The 21,886-nt window shown below is 42.1% G+C and carries 26 protein-coding genes; all 26 read right to left on the reverse strand.

Going from position 1 to position 21,886, the window contains the following annotated elements; translation table 11 throughout:
- Positions 1–30: 30 nt before the first annotated feature.
- The 26 genes from rpsH to rplL all read right to left on the reverse strand — a co-directional run bounded on the left by rpsH (position 31) and on the right by rplL (position 21,848).
- Positions 31–429, reverse strand: a complete 399-nt coding sequence (gene rpsH, locus ACTJJQ_RS18245) for a 30S ribosomal protein S8 (RefSeq protein WP_007496327.1) — start codon at positions 427–429, stop codon at positions 31–33.
- 31 nt (positions 430–460) lie between these two features.
- Positions 461–646, reverse strand: coding sequence for a 30S ribosomal protein S14 (gene rpsN / locus ACTJJQ_RS18250; RefSeq protein WP_008356542.1), 186 nt, complete (start codon positions 644–646; stop codon positions 461–463).
- Between the two features lie 22 nt (positions 647–668).
- The gene (rplE, locus tag ACTJJQ_RS18255; RefSeq protein WP_003217159.1) at positions 669–1,208 is read right to left on the reverse strand and encodes a 50S ribosomal protein L5; all 540 of its coding nucleotides are present in this window, start codon (positions 1,206–1,208) and stop codon (positions 669–671) included.
- A 25-nt stretch (positions 1,209–1,233) separates the two neighbouring features.
- Positions 1,234–1,545 (reverse strand): 50S ribosomal protein L24, encoded by a 312-nt coding sequence (gene rplX / locus ACTJJQ_RS18260; RefSeq protein ID WP_007496325.1) that lies wholly within the window; start codon positions 1,543–1,545, stop codon positions 1,234–1,236.
- A 35-nt stretch (positions 1,546–1,580) separates the two neighbouring features.
- Positions 1,581–1,949: a 50S ribosomal protein L14 gene (rplN, locus tag ACTJJQ_RS18265; protein WP_003216882.1), complete on the reverse strand. Its 369-nt coding sequence runs from the start codon at positions 1,947–1,949 to the stop codon at positions 1,581–1,583.
- Between the two features lie 39 nt (positions 1,950–1,988).
- Positions 1,989–2,252, reverse strand: coding sequence for a 30S ribosomal protein S17 (gene rpsQ / locus ACTJJQ_RS18270; protein WP_003216906.1), 264 nt, complete (start codon positions 2,250–2,252; stop codon positions 1,989–1,991).
- A gap of 25 nt (positions 2,253–2,277) precedes the next feature.
- Positions 2,278–2,478: a 50S ribosomal protein L29 gene (rpmC, locus tag ACTJJQ_RS18275; protein ID WP_003217155.1), complete on the reverse strand. Its 201-nt coding sequence runs from the start codon at positions 2,476–2,478 to the stop codon at positions 2,278–2,280.
- Complete coding sequence (gene rplP, locus ACTJJQ_RS18280) at positions 2,468–2,902, reverse strand: 50S ribosomal protein L16 (RefSeq protein WP_003225801.1); 435 nt, start codon at positions 2,900–2,902, stop codon at positions 2,468–2,470. The genes rpmC and rplP overlap by 11 nt, the downstream gene beginning before the upstream one ends.
- 1 nt (position 2,903) lies before the next feature.
- The gene (rpsC, locus tag ACTJJQ_RS18285) at positions 2,904–3,560 is read right to left on the reverse strand and encodes a 30S ribosomal protein S3 (protein ID WP_003217241.1); all 657 of its coding nucleotides are present in this window, start codon (positions 3,558–3,560) and stop codon (positions 2,904–2,906) included.
- Positions 3,561–3,563: 3 nt separating this feature from the next.
- Positions 3,564–3,905 (reverse strand): 50S ribosomal protein L22, encoded by a 342-nt coding sequence (gene rplV / locus ACTJJQ_RS18290; protein WP_007496316.1) that lies wholly within the window; start codon positions 3,903–3,905, stop codon positions 3,564–3,566.
- A 17-nt stretch (positions 3,906–3,922) separates the two neighbouring features.
- Complete coding sequence (gene rpsS / locus ACTJJQ_RS18295) at positions 3,923–4,201, reverse strand: 30S ribosomal protein S19 (protein ID WP_003216920.1); 279 nt, start codon at positions 4,199–4,201, stop codon at positions 3,923–3,925.
- A 57-nt stretch (positions 4,202–4,258) separates the two neighbouring features.
- The gene (gene rplB / locus ACTJJQ_RS18300; protein WP_007496314.1) at positions 4,259–5,092 is read right to left on the reverse strand and encodes a 50S ribosomal protein L2; all 834 of its coding nucleotides are present in this window, start codon (positions 5,090–5,092) and stop codon (positions 4,259–4,261) included.
- 28 nt (positions 5,093–5,120) lie between these two features.
- Positions 5,121–5,408, reverse strand: coding sequence for a 50S ribosomal protein L23 (gene rplW / locus ACTJJQ_RS18305; RefSeq protein WP_003217016.1), 288 nt, complete (start codon positions 5,406–5,408; stop codon positions 5,121–5,123).
- Positions 5,408–6,031 carry a 50S ribosomal protein L4 gene (gene rplD, locus ACTJJQ_RS18310; RefSeq protein ID WP_007496312.1) on the reverse strand — a complete coding sequence of 208 codons (624 nt, stop codon included), beginning with the start codon at positions 6,029–6,031 and terminating at the stop codon, positions 5,408–5,410. The genes rplW and rplD overlap by 1 nt, the downstream gene beginning before the upstream one ends.
- A 27-nt stretch (positions 6,032–6,058) precedes the next feature.
- The gene (gene rplC, locus ACTJJQ_RS18315; RefSeq protein WP_007496311.1) at positions 6,059–6,688 is read right to left on the reverse strand and encodes a 50S ribosomal protein L3; all 630 of its coding nucleotides are present in this window, start codon (positions 6,686–6,688) and stop codon (positions 6,059–6,061) included.
- A 37-nt stretch (positions 6,689–6,725) separates the two neighbouring features.
- Positions 6,726–7,034: a 30S ribosomal protein S10 gene (gene rpsJ / locus ACTJJQ_RS18320; protein ID WP_003156464.1), complete on the reverse strand. Its 309-nt coding sequence runs from the start codon at positions 7,032–7,034 to the stop codon at positions 6,726–6,728.
- Positions 7,035–7,252: 218 nt separating this feature from the next.
- Positions 7,253–8,212 (reverse strand): alpha/beta fold hydrolase, encoded by a 960-nt coding sequence (locus ACTJJQ_RS18325; protein WP_440600482.1) that lies wholly within the window; start codon positions 8,210–8,212, stop codon positions 7,253–7,255.
- Between the two features lie 109 nt (positions 8,213–8,321).
- Entirely contained in the window at positions 8,322–9,512 is a 1,191-nt protein-coding gene (gene tuf / locus ACTJJQ_RS18330) for an elongation factor Tu (RefSeq protein ID WP_007496302.1), read from the reverse strand.
- A 117-nt stretch (positions 9,513–9,629) separates the two neighbouring features.
- Positions 9,630–11,708 carry an elongation factor G gene (fusA, locus tag ACTJJQ_RS18335; protein ID WP_007496301.1) on the reverse strand — a complete coding sequence of 693 codons (2,079 nt, stop codon included), beginning with the start codon at positions 11,706–11,708 and terminating at the stop codon, positions 9,630–9,632.
- 54 nt (positions 11,709–11,762) lie between these two features.
- The gene (gene rpsG / locus ACTJJQ_RS18340) at positions 11,763–12,233 is read right to left on the reverse strand and encodes a 30S ribosomal protein S7 (RefSeq protein ID WP_003216884.1); all 471 of its coding nucleotides are present in this window, start codon (positions 12,231–12,233) and stop codon (positions 11,763–11,765) included.
- Between the two features lie 121 nt (positions 12,234–12,354).
- Positions 12,355–12,774, reverse strand: a complete 420-nt coding sequence (gene rpsL, locus ACTJJQ_RS18345; RefSeq protein WP_003216962.1) for a 30S ribosomal protein S12 — start codon at positions 12,772–12,774, stop codon at positions 12,355–12,357.
- Positions 12,775–12,887: 113 nt separating this feature from the next.
- Positions 12,888–13,136 (reverse strand): 50S ribosomal protein L7ae-like protein, encoded by a 249-nt coding sequence (locus ACTJJQ_RS18350; RefSeq protein ID WP_008345416.1) that lies wholly within the window; start codon positions 13,134–13,136, stop codon positions 12,888–12,890.
- A 146-nt stretch (positions 13,137–13,282) separates the two neighbouring features.
- Positions 13,283–16,882 carry a DNA-directed RNA polymerase subunit beta' gene (gene rpoC / locus ACTJJQ_RS18355; protein ID WP_125590984.1) on the reverse strand — a complete coding sequence of 1,200 codons (3,600 nt, stop codon included), beginning with the start codon at positions 16,880–16,882 and terminating at the stop codon, positions 13,283–13,285.
- A 61-nt stretch (positions 16,883–16,943) separates the two neighbouring features.
- Complete coding sequence (rpoB, locus tag ACTJJQ_RS18360; RefSeq protein WP_007496297.1) at positions 16,944–20,525, reverse strand: DNA-directed RNA polymerase subunit beta; 3,582 nt, start codon at positions 20,523–20,525, stop codon at positions 16,944–16,946.
- Positions 20,526–20,780: 255 nt separating this feature from the next.
- Positions 20,781–21,386 (reverse strand): class I SAM-dependent methyltransferase, encoded by a 606-nt coding sequence (locus ACTJJQ_RS18365; protein WP_007496296.1) that lies wholly within the window; start codon positions 21,384–21,386, stop codon positions 20,781–20,783.
- A 96-nt stretch (positions 21,387–21,482) separates the two neighbouring features.
- Positions 21,483–21,848, reverse strand: coding sequence for a 50S ribosomal protein L7/L12 (gene rplL / locus ACTJJQ_RS18370; RefSeq protein ID WP_008345418.1), 366 nt, complete (start codon positions 21,846–21,848; stop codon positions 21,483–21,485).
- Positions 21,849–21,886: the final 38 nt, after the last annotated feature.

Raw genomic sequence — 21,886 nt, forward strand, 5'->3', positions numbered from 1 at the left:
CCAAGCACCTCCATTCATCTTAAACTTTTTTTACCATACGTAAGCAAGTACTTCTCCACCAGCTTGTTTAGCACGGGCTTCTTTGTCCGATAAAACACCTTGTGATGTAGAAATAATTGCGATTCCAAGTCCGTTAAGTACACGTGGTACTTCATTTGATTTCGCATATACGCGTAAACCAGGTTTACTGATTCTTTTAAGACCAGTGATAACACGTTCGTTGTTTTGGCCGTATTTAAGGAACAAACGGATAATTCCTTGTTTGCTGTCTTCGACGTACTCAACGTCACGGATAAAACCTTCACGCTTTAAGATTTCAGCAATTTCTCTTTTGATTTTTGAAGCCGGTACTTCTAGCTTCTCATGACGTACCATGTTCGCATTGCGAATACGAGTCAGCAAATCTGCAATCGGATCTGTCATAACCATTATTTAATAACCTCCTTCCCATTTATGGGGATTACCAGCTGGCTTTTTTAACGCCAGGAATTTGTCCTTTATATGCAAGTTCGCGGAAACAAATACGGCAAAGTTTAAACTTGCGAATTACTGAATGTGGACGTCCACAACGTTCGCAGCGCGTATACTCTTGAACTTTAAACTTTTGTTTGCGTTGTTGTTTCGCAATCATAGACTTTTTAGCCACGATTTCGCCTCCCTTTCATTGATTATTTCTGGAACGGCATACCTACTTGAGTTAATAACTCACGTGCTTCTTCATCCGTGTTGGCAGTCGTAACGATAACGATATCCATACCGCGGACTTTTGTTACTTTATCGTAATCAATTTCTGGGAAGATTAACTGTTCTTTAATACCAAGCGTGTAGTTTCCACGACCGTCGAAAGATTTCTTAGAAATCCCGCGGAAGTCACGTACACGTGGTAAAGATACAGAAATAAGTTTATCAAGGAAATCGTACATGCGCTCTCCGCGAAGTGTTACTTTCGCACCGATTGGCATTCCTTCACGTAGACGGAATCCAGCAATAGACTTCTTCGCACGAGTAACGACAGGTTTTTGACCAGCGATAAACGTTAATTCTTCAACAGCAGTATCGATTGCTTTAGCGTTTTGAACGGCGTCACCAACACCCATGTTGATCACGATTTTTTCGATTTTTGGCACTTGCATTACTGATTTGTATTCAAACTTAGAAACTAATGCAGGTGTAATTTCTTTTACATACTTTTCTTTAAGGCGGTTCATGAGAAAGACCTCCCTTCCTTATTTACTATTTATCTAGAACTTGCCCAGATTTTTTCGCTACACGGACTTTCTTTCCGTCCTCAACTTTATATCCAATACGTGTCACTTCACCCGTTTTAGGATCAAGCGGCATTACGTTTGATACGTGGATCGGCGCTTCTTGTTCAGAAATTCCGCCTTGAGGGTTAGCTTGGGTTGGTTTAGAGTGTTTTTTCACAAGGTTAATACCTTCTACTAAAACACGGTCCTTTTTAGGGAAAGCAGCAAGGATGACACCTTGTTTACCTTTATCTTTACCAGAGATAACCACTACTTTATCGCCCTTTTTAACATGCATTTAATCGCACCTCCTTGAGTCGCGGATTGTATTCATTAAAGTACTTCTGGTGCTAAAGAAACAATTTTCATATAGTTATTTTCACGAAGTTCACGTGCTACTGGTCCGAAGATACGAGTTCCACGTGGGCTCTTGTCGTCACGGATGATGACACATGCATTTTCATCAAAACTGATGTAAGATCCATCGTTTCTGCGAGCTCCGCTCTTAGTACGAACGATAACTGCTTTCACAACTTCACCTTTTTTGACAACGCCTCCTGGTGTTGCTTGTTTAACCGTACAAACAATGACATCACCGATGTTAGCCGTTTTACGTCCAGAGCCACCAAGAACTTTAATCGTTAGTACTTCGCGTGCGCCAGAGTTGTCAGCTACTTTTAAACGAGTCTCCTGTTGAATCATTAATGTTACCTCCCTTCGGAAAAAGAAATCCGAACTTTATTAGATAATAACAGCTTCTTCGACAACTTCAACTAGACGAAAGCGTTTAGTCGCAGATAATGGACGAGTTTCCATGACCTTTACGATGTCTCCGATTTTTGCTTGGTTGTTTTCATCATGTGCTTTGAACTTTTTAGAGTATCTTACACGTTTGCCATAAAGTGAATGCTTTTTGTATGTTTCAACTACAACAGTGATGGTTTTATCCATTTTGTCAGAAACAACACGACCTTGATACACTTTACGTTGGTTACGTTCGCTCATGTTTGCGGGGCCTCCCCTCTAATTATTATTTATTAGCAGCGATTTCTCTTTGACGAATCACAGTTTTCATGCGTGCGATTGATTTACGCACTTCACGAATGCGAGCAGTGTTTTCAAGCTGCCCAGTCGCTAATTGGAAACGAAGATTGAAAAGTTCTTCTTTAAGAGACTTTACTTTTTGTTCAATTTCAGCAGTGGTAAGGTCACGAATTTCATTAGCTTTCATTTGATTCACCACCAATTTCTTCACGTTTTACGAACTTCGTTTTAATTGGCAATTTGTGAGATGCAAGACGAAGAGCTTCACGAGCAACTTCTTCAGACACACCAGAAATTTCAAATAAAACTTTGCCCGGTTTTACTACAGCTACCCAGCCTTCTGGAGCACCTTTACCGGAACCCATGCGGACCTCTAGAGGTTTAGCTGTGTATGGCTTAGAAGGGAAAATTTTGATCCAAACTTTACCGCCACGTTTCATGTAACGAGTCATAGCAATACGAGCAGCTTCGATTTGACGGTTAGTGATCCAAGAAGCTTCAAGAGCTTGGATACCGAACTCACCGAAATGTACTTCAGTACCGCCTTTTGCACGACCACGCATTTTTCCACGATGTTCTCTGCGATACTTCACGCGTTTTGGCAATAACATATTATTTTCCTCCTTCCGCAGTATTCTTCTTAGTTGGAAGGACTTCTCCACGATAGATCCATACTTTTACGCCAAGCTTACCATAAGTAGTATCAGCTTCAGCAGTAGCATAATCGATGTCAGCACGAAGTGTGTGCAATGGAACAGTACCTTCACTGTAATATTCAGAACGAGCAATATCTGCACCGCCAAGACGACCAGAAACCATTGTTTTGATTCCTTGTGCTCCAGCACGCATTGTGCGTTGGATTGTTTGTTTTTGTGCACGACGGAATGAAATACGATTTTCAAGTTGACGAGCGATGTTTTCAGCAACTAGCTGAGCATCAAGATCTGCTCTCTTGATTTCAAGAATGTTGATGTGTACACGTTTGCCAGTTAGGCTGTTAAGAGCTTTACGAAGTGCTTCAACTTCAGATCCGCCTTTACCAATTACCATACCTGGTTTAGCCGTGTGGATTGTGATATTTACGCGGTTTGCAGCACGTTCGATTTCTACTTTAGAAACAGACGCGTCAGACAAACGCTTGCTGATGAATTCACGGATTTTCAAGTCTTCATGTAAGAAGTCAGCGTAATCTTTTCCTGCGAACCATTTAGATTCCCAATCACGAATGACGCCAATACGAAGACCTACTGGATTTACCTTTTGACCCACGGATTATCCCTCCTTCTTTTCTGATACAACGATTGTAATGTGGCTAGTACGTTTGTTAATTGCGCTCGCACGACCCATAGCACGTGGACGGAATCTCTTAAGTGTTGGACCTTCGTCAACGAATGCTTGAGTAATCACTAGGCTGTTAGCGTCCAACTCGTAGTTGTGCTCAGCATTTGCGATAGCAGATTTTAATACTTTTTCAATAATTGGTGAAGCAGCCTTAGGTGTAAGGTTTAAGATAGAAACTGCTTCTCCTACTTGCTTACCTCGGATCAGGTCCATTACTAGACGTGCTTTACGAGGAGCAATACGGACTGTTCTTGCGACAGCTTTAGCTTGCATTTAAAAGCCTCCTCTCATTAGCGTCTTGTTTTTTTATCGTCACTAGCATGACCTTTGTAAGTACGGCTTGGTGCGAATTCGCCCAATTTGTGACCTACCATATCTTCAGAAATGAAAACAGGTACATGTTTGCGTCCGTCATAGACAGCGATTGTGTGACCGATGAATTGTGGGAAAATTGTAGAACGACGAGACCAAGTTTTTACGACTTGCTTTTTGTCAGTTTCATTCAATTTCTCGACTTTAGCCATCAAATGATCATCAACAAATGGTCCTTTTTTTAAGCTGCGAGCCATTGTGGAACCTCCCTTCGTGATTGAACTACGGTCCTAAATGAACCGTAGACAACCCCGTTACTTGTTTTTACGACGACGTACAATGAATTTATCAGACTTGTTGGTTTTCTTACGAGTCTTGAATCCAAGAGTCGGTTTACCCCATGGAGACATTGGTGATTTACGTCCGATTGGAGCGCGTCCTTCACCACCGCCGTGTGGGTGATCGTTAGGGTTCATTACAGAACCACGAACTGTTGGGCGTACGCCTTTCCAGCGAGAACGTCCAGCTTTACCGATGTTGATTAGTTCGTGTTGTTCGTTTCCAACTTGACCGATAGTCGCACGGCAAGCAGAAAGGATCATGCGTACTTCACCAGAGTTCAAACGTACAAGAACGTATTTACCTTCTTTACCTAGAACTTGAGCAGAAGTACCAGCAGAACGAACTAATTGTCCACCTTTACCTGGTTTTAATTCAATGTTATGCACAACTGTACCAACTGGGATGTTGATAAGTGGAAGAGCATTACCTGGTTTGATGTCAGCTTCTGGTCCAGAAGTAACTTCAGTACCAACTTGGATTCCTTTCGGAGCAAGAATGTAACGTTTCTCACCATCTGCATAGTTTACAAGAGCGATGTTCGCTGAACGGTTTGGATCATACTCGATTGTAGCAACGCGTCCAGGTATACCGTCTTTATCACGCTTAAAGTCGATGATACGGTATTGACGTTTGTGACCGCCACCTTGATGACGAACAGTCAATCTACCTTGGTTGTTACGTCCGCCTTTTCTGTGAAGCGGTGCAAGCAACGATTTTTCTGGTTTGTCAGTCGTGATTTCAGCAAAATCTGAAGTAGTCATGCCACGACGACCATTACTGGTTGGTTTATACTTTTTAATCGCCATTTTGAATTTCCCTCCTTCTTTTTAAGATTTACGCTTCAAAAATTTCGATTTCTTTGCTGTCAGCAGTTAATTTCACGATCGCTTTTCTGCGACGGCTAGTCATACCAGTGTAGCGTCCAACGCGTTTTGATTTACCTTTGTAGTTTTGAACGTTGACTTTCTCAACTTTCACTCCAAAGATTTCTTCAACAGCGTCTTTCACTTCTGTCTTGTTAGCTCTGACATCAACTTCGAACGTATACTTCTTCTCTGTCATTAGATCAGCAGAACGTTCAGTAATGATAGGGCGCTTTAGAACATCACGAGGATCTTTCATTATGCAAGTCCCTCCTCTACTTTTTCAACCGCTGCTTTAGTGATCAGAAGTTTGTCGTGGTTGACAACGTCAAGAACGTTGATACCGTTAGCTTCAACAACTGTTACTCCAGGGATGTTACGAGCAGATAAAGCAACTGTTTCGTTTGCATCCGCAGTGACGATCAACGCTTTCTTCTCAACAGATAACCCTTTAAGGATGCCTGCGAATTCTTTCGTTTTCACTGCATCAAGAGTAAGATCTTCAAGAACGATGATGTTGTTGTCGATTACTTTAGAAGACAATACTGACTTGATAGCCAAGCGGCGAACTTTTTTAGGTAATTTATAAGAATAGCTGCGTGGTGTTGGACCGAATACGATACCGCCTCCGCGCCATTGTGGTGAACGGATAGAACCTTGACGAGCACGACCTGTACCCTTCTGTCTCCAAGGTTTACGACCTCCGCCACGTACTTCAGAACGAGTTTTTACTTTGTGAGTTCCTTGACGTAAGGAAGCTCTTTGCATAAGAATAGCATCGAATACTACGCTTTCGTTTGGCTCAATTCCAAACACAGAAGCGTTTAATTCGATTTCACCGTTAGTAGAACCGTTTTGGTTAAATAATGCTACTTTTGGCATGACTTGTTTCCTCCTTTCCTAAGAGAGTTATTTAGTTTTAACTGCACTCTTTACAGTTACTAGAGATTTTTTAGCTCCTGGTACGTTACCTTTGATCAAAAGAAGATTGCGTTCTGCATCAACTTTAACGATCTCAAGATTTTGGACAGTGATTTGCTCTCCGCCCATACGTCCTGGAAGAAGTTTACCTTTGAATACTCGGTTTGGATCAACAGGTCCCATTGAACCAGGACGACGGTGGTAACGTGAACCGTGAGTCATTGGTCCGCGTGATTGTCCGTGGCGTTTGATAGCCCCTTGGAATCCTTTACCTTTTGATGTTCCTGTTACATCTACGATATCTCCATTTGCGAAAATATCAACTTTGACTTCCTGACCAACTTCATACGCATCTAACTCCACACCGCGTAATTCTTTTACGAAGCGCTTAGGAGCAGTTTCCGCTTTAGCAACGTGGCCTTTCTCTGGTTTGTTAGAAAGCTTCTCACGTTTGTCGTCAAAACCGATTTGGATTGCTTCATAGCCATCCGTGTCAGTAGTCTTCTTCTGAAGAACAACGTTAGCAGCAGCCTCAACAACAGTTACAGGGATAAGATCACCGTTTTCTGCGAATACTTGCGTCATACCAATTTTTCTACCTAAGATTCCTTTGGTCATTCGTCACACCTCCTATAATATGTGTTTTCTATTTGAATTAAAGTTTGATTTCGATATCTACACCGGATGGTAAATCTAAACGCATAAGTGCATCAACTGTTTGCGGAGTTGGATTCACGATGTCGATTAGACGTTTGTGAGTACGCATCTCGAATTGCTCACGAGAATCTTTGTACTTATGCACCGCACGAAGGATTGTGTAAACTGATTTTTCAGTTGGAAGCGGAATTGGACCAGATACACTAGCACCAGAACGCTTAGCCGTTTCAACAATCTTCTCAGCAGATTGATCAAGAATTCTATGATCATATGCTTTTAAACGAATACGAATTTTTTGTTTTGCCATTATTTTCCCTCCTTTTCGCCTACTTACGTTAGACAGTTCTCCGTGAGAAAAACCTGATCACCTTGCCATGGCAAAGCGGCCGGGTGTGTCAGCAACCTCTCACTTCATCGCAGTCAAAGACCAACATGCACTATTGTACCAAATTGGCCTGCGTGTTGCAATAATAAATCGGATAAATTTATGATTTGCACACTTTTCATATTATACAGGGGTTCAGCCTATAAATCAAGCTTTCCCTGAAGATGATGTGTAGCTGTCTTCCTGACGATACGAATAAATTCTTCTGGCTCTTCAATATGCGGAGAATGCGCAGATTCTTTAAAAGTAAACCACTCTTTTATTGGTGCTGTAAGTTGATCAACATATGGTTTTGATACAGCAGCTGGTGTAATCATGTCATGTTCCCCGATGATAAAGTAGCAGGGTATTAATATAGAAGAAACTCGGTATTGAATGCTTTCGTTCATCAGCTCGTCCCACAGCAATTCCTGGCTATACTTCTGTCCCATAAGGAATTTCCACTTATCTTTTAGCTGATAATGCTTACTAACGAGAAATGCATACAGCATTTGAAAAATGGGCTTCCACCTATGCGTGAGCCCTACTTTTGCGAACTCTTTATATAGTGAGAATAAAGCATGAGCAGAGGTGCGTTTCCAAGGGGGTGGTGTCAGCAATCTTAGACATCTAGTGAAGAAGTGCTTGCCTTGATATTTTTTTAGAAGAAGTTCGTACGATACAATATCCTCTTTTAATACATCAACCACCTGACTAATTCCATAATAGGCATGATACAAATCTGGGCGTTTATGTACAGCTTGTATGGCGATTAATGATCCCCATGAATAACCTGCAATGTATATTTTCGCTTGATCAGTATAGGAAAGTAGTTTTTCTGTAAGCTCAATCGTATCCTCTACGAATTGCCCAATGGTCATAGAAGACTCAGGAATGTTTTTTTGATAAGACAGTCCTGCACCACGCTGGTCCCAATGGACAACAGTGAAGTCTTGATCAAGTTCCTTATGAAAGGAATCTATGTAACTCATTTGAGCTGAGCCTGGGCCACCGTGTAAAAATAATAAAACAGGTTTTGTTTTTTCCGCTTGATCTTCTTTTATCATAATCCATTGATCAAGCCCGCCAATCAGCCACTTTTTTAACATTGTCTTCGCCATTCCAGTGATCCTCTCGGTTTCCATTTAGATTCTATAGCTTATAGTAGCGGTTATGCACTGGAAAAGCAAAAAAAGAGACCCTTTTGCAAGGAGTCTCTTTTAACTGTTATTACTTAATGATAGTAGAAACGACACCAGAACCTACAGTACGTCCACCCTCACGGATAGAGAAACGAGTTCCTTCTTCGATAGCGATAGTAGAGATAAGTTCAACTTCCATCTCAGTGTTATCGCCAGGCATTACCATTTCAGTACCTTCTGGAAGATGTACGATACCAGTTACGTCAGTTGTACGGAAGTAGAACTGCGGACGGTAGTTAGTGAAGAATGGAGTATGACGTCCACCCTCTTCTTTAGAAAGTACATAAACTTCAGCTTTGAAACGGCTATGTGGAGTGATTGTACCTGGTTTAGCAAGTACTTGACCACGTTGGATATCTTCACGAGATACACCACGAAGTAGTGCACCGATGTTGTCACCAGCTTCAGCATAGTCAAGAAGTTTACGGAACATTTCAACACCTGTAACAGTTGTTTTACCGTTTTCTTCTTGAAGACCGATGATTTCAACTTCGTCACCGACTTTAACTTGTCCACGCTCAACACGACCAGTAGCAACTGTTCCACGACCAGTGATTGAGAATACGTCCTCAACTGGCATCATGAAAGGCTTCTCAGTGTCACGCTCTGGAGTTGGGATGTACTCATCAACCGCATCCATAAGTTCGAAGATTTTTGCTTCGTAATCAGCATCACCTTCAAGAGCTTTAAGAGCAGAACCTTTGATAACTGGTACATCGTCACCAGGGAAGTCATAGTCAGAAAGAAGGTCACGAACTTCCATTTCAACAAGTTCAAGTAACTCTTCATCGTCAACCATGTCACATTTGTTAAGGAATACTACGATGTAAGGAACACCTACGTTACGAGAAAGTAGGATGTGCTCACGTGTTTGTGGCATTGGACCATCAGCAGCAGATACTACTAAGATCGCGCCGTCCATTTGAGCAGCACCAGTGATCATGTTTTTAACATAGTCAGCGTGTCCTGGGCAGTCTACGTGTGCATAGTGACGAGTTTCAGTTTCATACTCAACGTGTGCAGTTGAGATTGTGATTCCACGCTCGCGCTCTTCTGGAGCACCATCGATTTGGTCATAAGCCATAGCTGTACCTTTACCAGATTTCTTATGAAGAACTGTTGAGATAGCAGCAGTTAGAGTTGTTTTACCATGGTCAACGTGTCCAATTGTACCAATGTTAGCATGCGATTTGGAACGGTCGAATTTTTCTTTAGCCATTCTAAAAATCCTCCTTAAAGGTTCATTGTATTTGGTATGAGTGATAGAAAGTGAAGAGTTACCTCTCACTTTCTGATCTTCAATAGTAGTTATACTTTAGTTTAAAGGCAAAATCAATTATTCACCTTTATTTTTTTTGATGATTTCTTCACTGATGCTCTTAGGCACTTCTTCGTAGTGATCCATGTGCATAGTGAAAGTACCGCGTCCTTGTGTGTTAGAACGGAGTGCAGTTGCATATCCGAACATTTCAGAAAGTGGAACCATAGCGCGAACAACTTGAGCGTTACCGCGAGCTTCCATACCTTCTACACGTCCACGACGAGATGTGATATCACCCATGATGTCTCCCATGTATTCTTCTGGGATAACGACTTCCACTTTCATCATTGGCTCAAGTAGAACTGGGTTACATTTGCTGACAGCATTTTTCAATGCCATAGATGCAGCAATTTTAAACGCCATTTCGTTAGAGTCAACATCGTGGTAAGATCCATCGAATAATTTTGCTTTGATGTCGATTAATGGGAATCCAGCTAATACACCATTTTCTAGTGAATCTTCAAGACCTGCTTGAATTGCTGGAATGTATTCACGTGGAACAACCCCACCGACGATTGCATTTGTGAATTCGAAGCCTGCGCCTTCTTCGTTTGGTTCGAATTCGATCCAAACGTGTCCGAACTGACCGCGTCCACCAGACTGACGTACGAATTTACCTTCAACTTTTGCACTAGAACGGAATGTTTCACGGTACGCAACTTGAGGAGCTCCTACGTTAGCTTCAACCTTGAACTCACGCTTCATACGGTCAACAATGATATCAAGGTGAAGCTCACCCATACCAGAGATGATCGTTTGACCAGTTTCAGTGTTTGTTTGTGTACGGAATGTTGGATCCTCTTCAGCTAGTTTAGCTAAAGCGATACCCATTTTATCTTGGTCAGCCTTAGATTTTGGCTCGATAGCTACATCGATAACTGGCTCTGGGAATTCCATAGACTCAAGGATAACAAGATTTTTCTCGTCACAAAGAGTATCACCAGTAGATGTATCTTTAAGACCAACAGCTGCTGCGATATCCCCTGCATATACAGTAGAGATTTCTTCACGGCTGTTTGCGTGCATTTGAAGGATACGTCCAACACGCTCACGCTTGTTCTTAGAAGAGTTCTTCACGTAAGAACCAGAATCAAGTGTTCCAGAGTATACGCGGAAGAAAGTTAGTTTCCCAACATAAGGGTCAGTCATAACTTTAAATGCAAGAGCTGCGAATGGTGCGTCATCAGTAGACTCACGTACAACCTCTTCATTTGTATCTGGCAATGTACCTTTGATTGCAGCAACATCAGTTGGTGCAGGAAGGTAGTCAAGCACAGCATCAAGTACAAGCTGAACACCTTTGTTTTTGAAAGCAGATCCAACAAGAACTGGGTAGAATTCAACATTCAAAGTTCCTTTACGGATTGCAGCTTTCAATTCAGGAATTGTGATTTCTTCACCCTCAAGGTATTTTTCCATAAGCTCTTCATCAAGCTCAGCGACAGCTTCAATTAAGCTGCTACGAAGCTCTTCAGCTTTGTCTTTATACTCAGCAGGGATTTCTTGTGCATCAGAGCGAGTTCCAAGGTCATCTTCGTAGAAGTATGCTACGTTTTCTACAAGGTCGATGATTCCTTCGAATTGATCTTCAGCGCCGATCGGCAATTGAATTGCATGAGCGTTCGCTTGAAGACGATCTCTTAATGTGCTTACAGAGTAAAGGAAGTCCGCACCGGTTTTATCCATTTTGTTAACGAATACGATACGAGGTACTCCGTAAGTTGTTGCTTGGCGCCAAACTGTTTCAGTTTGAGGCTCTACACCTGATTGTGCATCAAGAACAGCAACCGCACCATCAAGTACACGCAAAGAACGTTCAACTTCAACAGTGAAGTCTACGTGTCCTGGTGTATCAATGATGTTTACACGGTAACCTTTCCATTGTGCTGTAGTAGCAGCAGAAGTGATTGTAATACCACGTTCTTGCTCCTGCTCCATCCAGTCCATTTGTGAAGCTCCTTCGTGAGTTTCACCAATTTTATGGATACGACCAGTGTAGTACAAGATACGCTCAGTCGTTGTCGTTTTACCGGCATCGATGTGAGCCATGATACCAATATTACGAGTTTTGTCTAAGGAGAACTCTCTTGCCATTGGGTAATTTCTCCTTCCTTATTAGGGAATAGTTTTTTTAGTTTGGTATAAATCCTACCAGCGGTAGTGAGCGAATGCTTTGTTCGCTTCTGCCATTTTGTGTGTATCTTCACGTTTCTTAACAGCAGCACCAGTGTTGTTAGCTGCGTCAAGGATTTCGTTAGCAAGACGCTCTTCCATCGTTTTTTCTCCACGAAGACGAGCGTAGTTTACTAACCAGCGAAGACCTAAAGTCGTACGACGATCTGGGCGAACTTCTACAGGAACTTGGTAGTTAGCTCCACCTACACGACGTGCTTTAACTTCAAGAACTGGCATGATGTTTTTCAAGGCTTGTTCGAAAACCTCCATCGCTTCATTACCAGTACGTTCTTTGATAATATCAAATGACTTGTAGAGAATAGTTTGTGACTTTCCTCTTTTACCGTCGATCATCATTTTGTTGATCAAACGAGATACAAGTTTAGAATTGTAAATTGGATCTGGCAAAACGTCTCTTTTTGCTACAGGACCTTTACGTGGCATCTGAATAGCCTCCCTTCTCTTTTAAAAGGATTTCTATCTGTCTTTCATCTCAATTTCATTGTCAGCTGCCTGACTCCACTGATCTGAACTCAACTTCTAAAAACCCTTATGTTTGTTTATATTATTTGCTTTGTTTAGGGCGTTTTGTTCCATATTTAGAACGTCCTTGCATACGACCGTCAACTCCGGCAGTATCAAGCGCACCACGAACGATGTGGTAACGTACACCCGGTAAGTCTTTTACACGTCCGCCACGGATAAGTACTACACTGTGCTCTTGTAGGTTATGTCCGATACCAGGAATGTAAGCTGTTACCTCAATCAGGTTAGACAAACGTACACGAGCATATTTACGTAGTGCTGAGTTTGGTTTTTTCGGTGTCATTGTACCGACACGAGTACAAACCCCGCGCTTCTGTGGAGATGTTACGTTAGTGTGCTCTTTTTTGAAACTGTTGTATCCTTTGTTAAGTGCAGGAGACTTTGAGTTTTCAACTTTACTCACGCGTCCTTTGCGTATTAGCTGATTAATTGTAGGCATGTTGTTATTCCTCCCTTCATTACTTTTTTTATAACCCACATACCCAGGTGGTTCATCAAAAGGCAAAAAACAATGCTTTTGCATTTTAAGCATGCAAAAACAAAACAAGTACGCTATAACATAATGGCAACAGCTGCTGCCCCAACTTCAATTCCGCAGGCCTTGCCGAGCTTTTTCATGGAATCTACCACTAAAATGTCTACACCCTTCTCTTGCGCTAGTTTCATTACACTAGCGGTTAAAGCAGGATCAGCATCTTTCGCTACGACGATTTCCTTCACTGAATCTCGTTTCAGAGCTTTTACTGTTTGCTTCGTACCAATAATAATGGATTGAGCCTGTGATACTTTATCATAAGACATCGAATATCCTCCAAAGTAACAGGTTTTATTTTGAGCACCTTGGTTATATTATCATCATGGCAGAAGGATGTCAATATCGTTTGACAGATTATCTTGACATCCTTCACCATATTTTGATGATTTTTATAGAAATCTTAAGAGAAAGATTACTCTACAGGAACCATATCGTCAGACGGCTGCACTTGTGAAACCGGCTTAACTTTACGGTAGTTTGGCATTCCAGTTCCAGCAGGAACAAGTTTACCTATGATGACATTCTCTTTCAAGCCAAGCAGTTCATCACGTTTTCCTTTGATCGCCGCATCTGTTAGGACACGAGTCGTTTCTTGGAAGGATGCTGCAGACAAGAATGAGTCTGTTTCAAGCGATGCTTTTGTAATACCAAGAAGAACTGGACGGCCTGTTGCAGGACGTTTGCCTTCGAATAGTACTTTTTTGTTCGCTTCTGTGAATTGGTGTACATCAAGAAGTGTGCCTGGTAATACATCTGTATCCCCTGCATCAGCGACACGCACTTTACGAAGCATTTGGCGAACCATTACTTCTACGTGCTTATCTCCGATTTCTACCCCTTGCATACGGTATACTTTTTGTACTTCATGAAGCAGATATTCTTGAACAGCTGTCATATCAGTCACTTTAAGAAGTTCTTTCGGATCGATTGAACCTTCTGTCAGTACTTGACCACGAGTGACTTTGTCACCTTCAACAACTTTCAGACGTGCATTGTAAGGAGCTGTGTAAGAGCGAGTTTCAACTTCGCCTTGAACCACAATTTCCTGTTGCTTGTCACGAACATCGTTAATTTCAGCAACGACACCATCAATTTCAGAAATGGTTGCCTGCCCTTTCGGATTACGCGCTTCAAATAACTCTTGGATACGAGGTAAACCTTGAGTGATATCGTCTCCTGCTACCCCACCGGTGTGGAACGTACGCATTGTAAGCTGTGTTCCTGGCTCACCGATCGATTGTGCAGCGATGATTCCAACTGCTTCACCGACTTCAACGTCAGTACCAGTTGCAAGGTTACGGCCGTAGCATCGTTTACATACACCATGAGGCGTGTTACATGTAAATGCAGAACGGATCCATACTTCCTCGATTCCTGCTTCAACTACTTCAAGTGCTTTATCTTCATCAATTAGTTCGTTTTCGCCAACAATGACTTCGCCCGTTTCAGGATGAACAATTGGTTTTCTTGCAAAACGTCCGATCAGACGTTCTTCAAGTTTCTCAATAATTTCATTTCCTTCTTTAATGGACTTCGCCAAGATTCCACGGTCTGTACCGCAATCTGTTTCACGGATGATAACATCCTGTGCAACGTCAACGAGACGACGCGTGAGGTAACCTGAGTCAGCTGTTTTAAGAGCTGTATCGGCAAGACCTTTACGCGCTCCGTGAGTGGAAATAAAGTATTCCAATACGGTTAAACCTTCACGGAAACTAGATTTAATCGGAAGTTCGATGATACGTCCAGCCGGGTTGGCCATCAGACCACGCATACCAGCCAGCTGAGTGAAGTTAGATGCGTTACCACGCGCTCCAGAGTCACTCATCATGTAGATAGGGTTGACTTCATCAAGGGACTTCATCAGTTTACCTTGGATGACATCTTTAGAAGAACTCCAGATCGAAATGACTCTCTCATAACGCTCTTCTTCAGTAATCAAGCCACGTCTGAATTGCTTCATGACGTTATCTACTTTTGCTTGTGCTTCTTCAAGGATTTTTTGTTTATCGTCTAGTACGACGATATCAGACACACCAACCGTAATACCGGCTTTAGTAGAGTATCTGAAACCAAGATTTTTCATGCGGTCAAGCATTTTAGATGTTTCAGTGATATGGAATCTCTTAAAGATTTCCGCAATGATTTTACCTAAAATACCTTTTTTGAACGGCGCATTGATTTCTTGTTTCTCAATCGCAGCTTTGACATCCTCACCTTTTTCAAGGAAGAAGCGGTCAGGCGTTTTTTCTTCGATATTGCTCTTAGTCGGTTCATTCATGTATGGGAATGATTCCGGTAAGATTTCGTTAAAGATTAGTTTTCCAACTGTTGTAATCAACAATTTAGAACGCTGTTCATCAGTGAATGTCACATTCTTCAACGAGTTAGCTGCAACAGCTACACGTGTATGAAGATGCACATACCCATTTTGATAAGCTAGAAGGGCTTCGTTCGTATCTTTGAAGACCATACCTTCTCCGATAGCACCTTTACGCTCAAGTGTAAGGTAGTAGTTACCTAGCACCATATCCTGAGATGGCGTAACAACAGGTTTTCCATCTTTCGGGTTCAAAATGTTTTGAGCAGCAAGCATTAAGATACGAGCTTCAGCTTGAGCTTCAGCAGATAATGGTACGTGAACCGCCATTTGGTCACCATCAAAGTCAGCGTTGTAGGCAGTACATACAAGTGGATGCAGACGAATTGCGCGTCCTTCCACAAGTGTAGGTTCAAACGCTTGAATACCAAGTCTGTGAAGAGTTGGTGCACGGTTTAGTAAGACTGGATGCTCACGAATCACTGATTCTAAAACATCCCAAACTTCCGGCTGCACGCGCTCAATCTTACGTTTCGCACTCTTAATGTTGTGAGCTAATCCTTTTTCAACAAGCTCCTTCATCACGAATGGTTTGAATAGTTCAAGAGCCATTTCTTTCGGAAGTCCACACTGATACATTTTCAAATGTGGTCCAACGACGATAACGGAACGTCCAGAATAGTCAACACGTTTACCAAGCAAGTTTTGACGGAAACGCCCTTGTTTCCCTTTCAGCATGTGAGAAAGAGATTTCAATGGTCTATTTCCTGGTCCTGTTACTGGTCGGCCTCTACGTCCATTATCAATCAAGGCATCGACAGCTTCTTGAAGCATACGCTTCTCGTTCTGAACGATGATGCTTGGCGCGCCAAGATCTAATAAACGTTTCAGACGATTGTTACGGTTGATGACACGACGATAAAGGTCGTTCAAGTCAGAAGTAGCAAAACGTCCGCCATCAAGCTGAACCATTGGACGTAATTCTGGTGGAATAACCGGAAGTACATCAAGGATCATCCAAGACGGTTTGTTTCCTGAGTTACGGAAAGCTTCCAACACTTCAAGGCGTTTGATCGCACGTGTACGACGCTGTCCTTGAGCTGTTTTTAGCTCTTCTTTGAGTGTATCTACTTCTTTCACAAGATCGATATCTTGAAGAAGTTTGTTAATTGCTTCTGCACCCATAGCTGCTTGGAAGGTGTTACCGTATTTATCTAAATAAGCACGGAATTCTTTCTCAGAAAGAAGTTGTTTCTTCTCAAGCGGTGTGTTGCCCGGATCAGTCACGACGTAAGAAGCGAAGTAAATCACTTCTTCTAACGCACGTGGTGACATATCTAGAACAAGACCCATACGGCTTGGGATACCTTTGAAATACCAAATGTGGGAAACTGGGGCAGCCAGTTCGATATGCCCCATTCTCTCACGACGGACTTTTGCCCGTGTTACTTCTACACCACAACGGTCACATACAACACCCTTATAACGAACGCGTTTATACTTTCCACAATGACATTCCCAGTCTTTTTGCGGTCCGAAGATACGTTCACAAAAGAGACCATCTTTTTCCGGTTTCAGTGTACGATAGTTAATCGTTTCAGGCTTTTTCACTTCACCAAAAGACCAAGAACGGATTTTATCAGGTGATGCGAGACCGATGTTCATATACTCAAAATTGTTCACATCTAGCAAGGGGCCTACCTCCCTTTTAATCTTCGGGTTATACCCTAGTCACTTGCTCTAATCGTTTCTGCTATTCTTTTGTGACTGCGTCACGTTCAAGATCGACAGGTGCGAGGTCTGCAGCATCTTCGTCATTAGATAACGCTAATCCGTCTGCTTTCTTCGTTTCCTCATCGTCTTCTAAATCTCTCATTTCTATCTCTTCTTCATCGCCAGATAGGATTTTCACATCCATACCTAAACTTTGAAGTTCTTTAATTAATACTTTGAATGATTCAGGGACACCTGGTTCAGGTACGTTATCCCCTTTGACGATCGCTTCGTATGTTTTCACACGACCCACAACGTCATCCGATTTTACAGTTAAGATTTCTTGAAGTGTATATGCTGCACCGTAAGCTTCAAGTGCCCATACTTCCATCTCTCCGAAACGCTGTCCACCAAACTGTGCTTTACCGCCCAGTGGCTGCTGCGTAACAAGTGAGTATGGTCCAGTTGAACGTGCGTGAAGTTTATCGTCAACCATGTGAGCCAGTTTGATCATATACATGATTCCAACAGATACACGGTTGTCGAATGGTTCACCAGTTCGACCGTCATAAAGGACTGTTTTCGCATCACGGGACATACCTGCTTCTTCAAGCGTTTCCCAAACATCTTCCTCACGAGCACCATCAAATACTGGTGACGCAATGTGGATGCCTAGGTAACGTGCAGCCATACCCATATGAAGCTCAAGTACCTGACCGATATTCATACGAGATGGTACCCCTAGAGGGTTTAACATGATATCAATCGGTGTTCCATCTGGAAGATACGGCATATCTTCTTCTGGAAGGATTTTGGAGATAACCCCTTTGTTACCATGTCGTCCGGCCATTTTGTCACCTTCAGAAATTTTACGCTTCTGAACGATGTATACACGGACTAACTGGTTAACACCTGGTGGTAATTCATCTCCATCTTCACGGTTAAAGACTTTGACATCGTGGATGATTCCGCCGCCGCCGTGTGGTACACGTAGAGACGTATCACGTACTTCACGAGCCTTTTCACCGAAGATTGCATGTAATAGACGTTCTTCAGCTGTTAGTTCTGTTACACCTTTAGGCGTTACTTTCCCAACAAGAAGATCTCCGTCTTTTACTTCTGCACCAATACGGATGATTCCACGCTCGTCAAGGTTGCGTAAAGCATCTTCCCCAACGTTTGGAATATCACGCGTAATTTCTTCTGGTCCAAGCTTTGTATCACGAGCTTCTGATTCATATTCTTCAATATGAATAGAAGTGTAGACGTCATCTTTTACAAGGCGCTCACTCATAATGATCGCATCCTCATAGTTGTAACCGTCCCAAGTCATGAAGCCGACCATGACGTTACGTCCTAGAGCCAATTCACCTTTTTCCATAGAAGGACCGTCTGCAAGGATTTCTCCTTTGACGACTTCATCTCCAACACTTACAATTGGGCGCTGGTTGTAGCAAGTCCCTTGGTTAGAGCGGACAAATTTCAGCAAGCTGTATTTGTCTAGGTTTCCTTTGACTTGTTGTCCGTCAACGTCTTCATAACGGCGAACCCAAATATTTTTCGCTTCAACACGTTCTACAACACCTGGGTAACGGCAGATCACAGCAGCACCAGAGTCTTTACCTGATACATACTCCATACCTGTACCAACAATCGGTGATTCCGGCTGCATCAAAGGCACAGCCTGACGTTGCATGTTTGCTCCCATTAGAGCACGGTTAGAGTCATCGTTTTCTAAGAATGGGATACATGCTGTCGCTGCAGAAACAACCTGCTTCGGCGAAACGTCCATGTAGTCAACGCGGTTTCGAGGAACAACGGTGTTTTCCCCTCTGAAACGAGCAATGATATTATCATCAATAAACGAACCATCTTCACCTAATATAGCGTTCGCTTGTGCTACTACGTAATTATCCTCTTCATCAGCCGTTAAGTAATCGATTCTCGGCGTCACTTTACCTGTTTCAGGATCAACCCGACGGTAAGGTGTTTCGATAAATCCGAAGCGATTCACTTTCGCAAATGAAGATAGAGAGTTGATCAAACCAATGTTTGGACCCTCTGGTGTTTCAATCGGACACATACGACCATAGTGAGAATAGTGAACGTCACGAACTTCCATTCCTGCACGCTCACGTGTCAAACCACCCGGTCCAAGCGCTGATAGACGACGTTTGTGTGTCAATTCAGCAAGCGGGTTTGTTTGATCCATGAACTGAGAAAGCTGAGAACTACCAAAGAACTCTTTGATAGAAGCGATCACAGGACGGATGTTGATCAGCTGCTGAGGTGTGATCGTGTTCGTGTCTTGAATCGACATTCTTTCACGAACAACACGCTCCATTCTGCTTAAACCAATACGGAATTGATTTTGCAGAAGTTCACCTACAGAACGCAGACGACGGTTACCAAGGTGATCGATATCATCTGTGTCGCCTACTCCATGAAGTAGGTTAAAGAAGTAACTGATTGAAGCAATGATGTCAGAAGGCGTGATGTTCTTCACAGCTTCCTCTACATATGCATTACCAATCACGTTGATCACTTGCTCGCCTTCTTGATCAGTTGGTGCATAAATCTTGATAGATTGAAGTTCTACTTCATCCTCTACTACGCCACCGTTTGGATAAAGCTTTCTAAATCCGATGCCGTTTTCTAAGTATGGAAGAACTTTATCAAGCACTCTTCTATCTAAAATTTGACCTTTTTCTGCTAGGATTTCACCTGTTTCAGGATCAACTAGCGTTTCAGCCAATTTTTGATTGAATAGTCTATTTTTAATATGAAGCTTCTTATTAATCTTGTAGCGTCCAACATTTGCTAAGTCATATCTCTTCGGATCAAAGAAGCGAGAGTCTAGCAAGCTTTTCGCATTTTCAACAGTTGGCGGCTCTCCGGGACGAAGACGCTCGTAGATTTCGAGAAGTGCTTTATCAGCATTCTCTGTATTGTCTTTTTCCAACGTGTTGCGTAAGTATTCATTCTCGCCAATGAGGTCAAGTATCTCTTGATCAGAGCTGAAGCCGAGAGCACGCAAAAGAACCGTAACCGGCAACTTACGTGTGCGATCGATGCGTACATAGACTACATCCTTCGCATCAGTTTCGTATTCTAACCATGCGCCACGGTTTGGAATGACAGTCGCAGTAAAACCTTTTTTACCGTTTTTGTCTACTTTACCACTGAAATATACACTTGGAGAACGTACTAACTGAGAAACGATTACACGTTCCGCACCATTAATGATAAAAGTACCTGTGTCTGTCATGATTGGGAAATCACCCATAAACACATCTTGGTCTTTTACTTCTCCAGTTTCTTTGTTAATTAAACGAACTTTTACTCTTAGTGGAGCAGAGTAAGTTACATCACGTTCTTTTGATTCTGCTACAGGATACTTAGGATCCCCTAGGCTGTAATCAATGAATTCAAGAGAAAGGTTACCAGTAAAATCCTCAATTGGGGATATATCTTGAAACATCTCTCTAAGACCCTCATCAAGAAACCACTGATAAGAAGAGGTTTGAATTTCAATGAGATTTGGTAATTCTAACACTTCGCTTATGCGTGCGTAGCTTCTGCGCTGGCGGTGTCGTCCATACTGAACTAGTTGACCTGTCAACTGATTCACCCCTCAAATCATGCGTATTATATGTGTAAAAAGTATTTCTGTCTTTCAAATGTCAGTAAAGAAATACTTTTACAAGACAAAAGAAAAAAGGGTTTCTAAAATAAGAAAACCACATCCAAAAACAAATACCGATTTTATTAGTTTTCCCAAGTATGCATAATTTATACAAAATAGTTGTTTTTTAAGCCTATCAAGCAAAATATACACATTGGCATTTTATAATGTTAACACAGCTAGGAAACTGCGTCAAACTTTTTTAGCTTTGATAATATAGTAGCCCTTTTTTTTCATAACGACCGTCACTTCTCCAAAAAGCTGCTCTAATTTCTCAATCGCAGATGGTCCACCTTGTTTTTTCTGAATAACCACCCACAACTCACCTTCCGGCAATAAATGATCAGCACTTTTTTCAAAGATCGCATGTACTACTTTCTTCCCTGCCCGTATTGGGGGATTGGTCAGTATAGAGGCAAAAGCAGCTGATGAATGAACATTCGAGAACAAATCACTTTGATAGATGCGGACATTATCAATGCGATTATGCTTAGCGTTTTCCTTTGAAAGTTCGACTGCTCTTTCGTTCACATCAATCATATGAATGGTGCGGCCTGTCATTTCGTTTGCTAACGATAAGCCGATCGGTCCATAACCGCAACCGACATCTAAGACGTCGCCATCCAAGTCAGGTTCTTCAAAAGCTTCAATTAAAAGCCTCGAACCATAGTCGACTTCTTTCTTAGAAAACACTCCACTGTCACTTGTAAAAGTAAAGCTACGGTTTCTCAAGGTGAAGTCCCATGTCTGTTTATTGCTTTTCACTGATGGCTTTTCCGTATAATAGTGGTCACTCATGGTGAATGGACCTCCTCTGGATTCAATCGTTTCAGGAGATAAGAAAAGAAAAAGCCCGCCAGTAAAAGCGAGCTTTCCCAAAAGATTAGGCGAAGATTACTTAACTTCTACAGAAGCGCCAACTTCTTCAAGCTTAGCTTTAAGTTCTTCAGCTTCTTCTTTAGCAATACCTTCTTTAAGAGGTTTTGGAGTGTTGTCAACAAGTTCTTTAGCTTCTTTCAAGCCAAGACCAGTGATTTCACGAACCACTTTGATAACTTTGATTTTTTGGTCTCCAGCACCAGCAAGTACTAGATCAAAATCAGTTTTTTCTTCAGCAGCAGCACCGCCACCAGCAGCTACAGCTACAGGAGCAGCAGCAGTTACGCCAAATTCTTCTTCGATTGCTTTTACTAAGTCGTTTAACTCAAGTACAGTTGCTTCTTTAACTGAAGCAATGATTTCTTCGATATTTAAAGCCATTTGTAATTCCTCCATTTTAAGTTTTTTTACGTCAAGTA

It is taken from the genome of Bacillus sp. 22483, assembly GCF_052044605.1.
Lineage (GTDB): Bacteria > Bacillota > Bacilli > Bacillales > Bacillaceae > Bacillus > Bacillus altitudinis.

What these genes read in the sequence shown, in the direction of transcription:
- rpsQ (WP_003216906.1), bottom strand. Translation starts at nt 2,252, where the DNA reads ATGAGCGAACGTAACCAACGTAAAGTGTATCAAGGTCGTGTTGTTTCT.
- rplW (WP_003217016.1), bottom strand. Translation starts at nt 5,408, where the DNA reads ATGAAAGATCCTCGTGATGTTCTAAAGCGCCCTATCATTACTGAACGT.
- rplP (WP_003225801.1), bottom strand. Translation starts at nt 2,902, where the DNA reads ATGTTATTGCCAAAACGCGTGAAGTATCGCAGAGAACATCGTGGAAAA.
- rpmC (WP_003217155.1), bottom strand. Translation starts at nt 2,478, where the DNA reads ATGAAAGCTAATGAAATTCGTGACCTTACCACTGCTGAAATTGAACAA.
- rplL (WP_008345418.1), bottom strand. Translation starts at nt 21,848, where the DNA reads ATGGCTTTAAATATCGAAGAAATCATTGCTTCAGTTAAAGAAGCAACT.
- ACTJJQ_RS18350 (WP_008345416.1), bottom strand. Translation starts at nt 13,136, where the DNA reads ATGTCTTATGATAAAGTATCACAGGCTCAATCCATTATTATTGGTACG.
- rplN (WP_003216882.1), bottom strand. Translation starts at nt 1,949, where the DNA reads ATGATTCAACAGGAGACTCGTTTAAAAGTAGCTGACAACTCTGGCGCA.
- rplD (WP_007496312.1), bottom strand. Translation starts at nt 6,031, where the DNA reads ATGCCAAAAGTAGCATTATTTAACCAAAACGGTTCTACTAACGGTGAA.
- ACTJJQ_RS18325 (WP_440600482.1), bottom strand. Translation starts at nt 8,212, where the DNA reads ATGGCGAAGACAATGTTAAAAAAGTGGCTGATTGGCGGGCTTGATCAA.
- rplC (WP_007496311.1), bottom strand. Translation starts at nt 6,688, where the DNA reads ATGACCAAAGGAATCTTAGGTAGAAAAATTGGTATGACGCAAGTATTC.
- rpsL (WP_003216962.1), bottom strand. Translation starts at nt 12,774, where the DNA reads ATGCCTACAATTAATCAGCTAATACGCAAAGGACGCGTGAGTAAAGTT.
- fusA (WP_007496301.1), bottom strand. Translation starts at nt 11,708, where the DNA reads ATGGCAAGAGAGTTCTCCTTAGACAAAACTCGTAATATTGGTATCATG.
- rpsH (WP_007496327.1), bottom strand. Translation starts at nt 429, where the DNA reads ATGGTTATGACAGATCCGATTGCAGATTTGCTGACTCGTATTCGCAAT.
- ACTJJQ_RS18365 (WP_007496296.1), bottom strand. Translation starts at nt 21,386, where the DNA reads ATGAGTGACCACTATTATACGGAAAAGCCATCAGTGAAAAGCAATAAA.
- tuf (WP_007496302.1), bottom strand. Translation starts at nt 9,512, where the DNA reads ATGGCTAAAGAAAAATTCGACCGTTCCAAATCGCATGCTAACATTGGT.
- rpsS (WP_003216920.1), bottom strand. Translation starts at nt 4,201, where the DNA reads ATGGCTCGCAGCTTAAAAAAAGGACCATTTGTTGATGATCATTTGATG.
- rplE (WP_003217159.1), bottom strand. Translation starts at nt 1,208, where the DNA reads ATGAACCGCCTTAAAGAAAAGTATGTAAAAGAAATTACACCTGCATTA.
- rpsG (WP_003216884.1), bottom strand. Translation starts at nt 12,233, where the DNA reads ATGCCACGTAAAGGTCCTGTAGCAAAAAGAGACGTTTTGCCAGATCCA.
- rplB (WP_007496314.1), bottom strand. Translation starts at nt 5,092, where the DNA reads ATGGCGATTAAAAAGTATAAACCAACCAGTAATGGTCGTCGTGGCATG.
- rplX (WP_007496325.1), bottom strand. Translation starts at nt 1,545, where the DNA reads ATGCATGTTAAAAAGGGCGATAAAGTAGTGGTTATCTCTGGTAAAGAT.
- rplV (WP_007496316.1), bottom strand. Translation starts at nt 3,905, where the DNA reads ATGCAAGCTAAAGCTGTCGCAAGAACAGTCCGTATTGCTCCTCGTAAA.
- rpsJ (WP_003156464.1), bottom strand. Translation starts at nt 7,034, where the DNA reads ATGGCAAAACAAAAAATTCGTATTCGTTTAAAAGCATATGATCATAGA.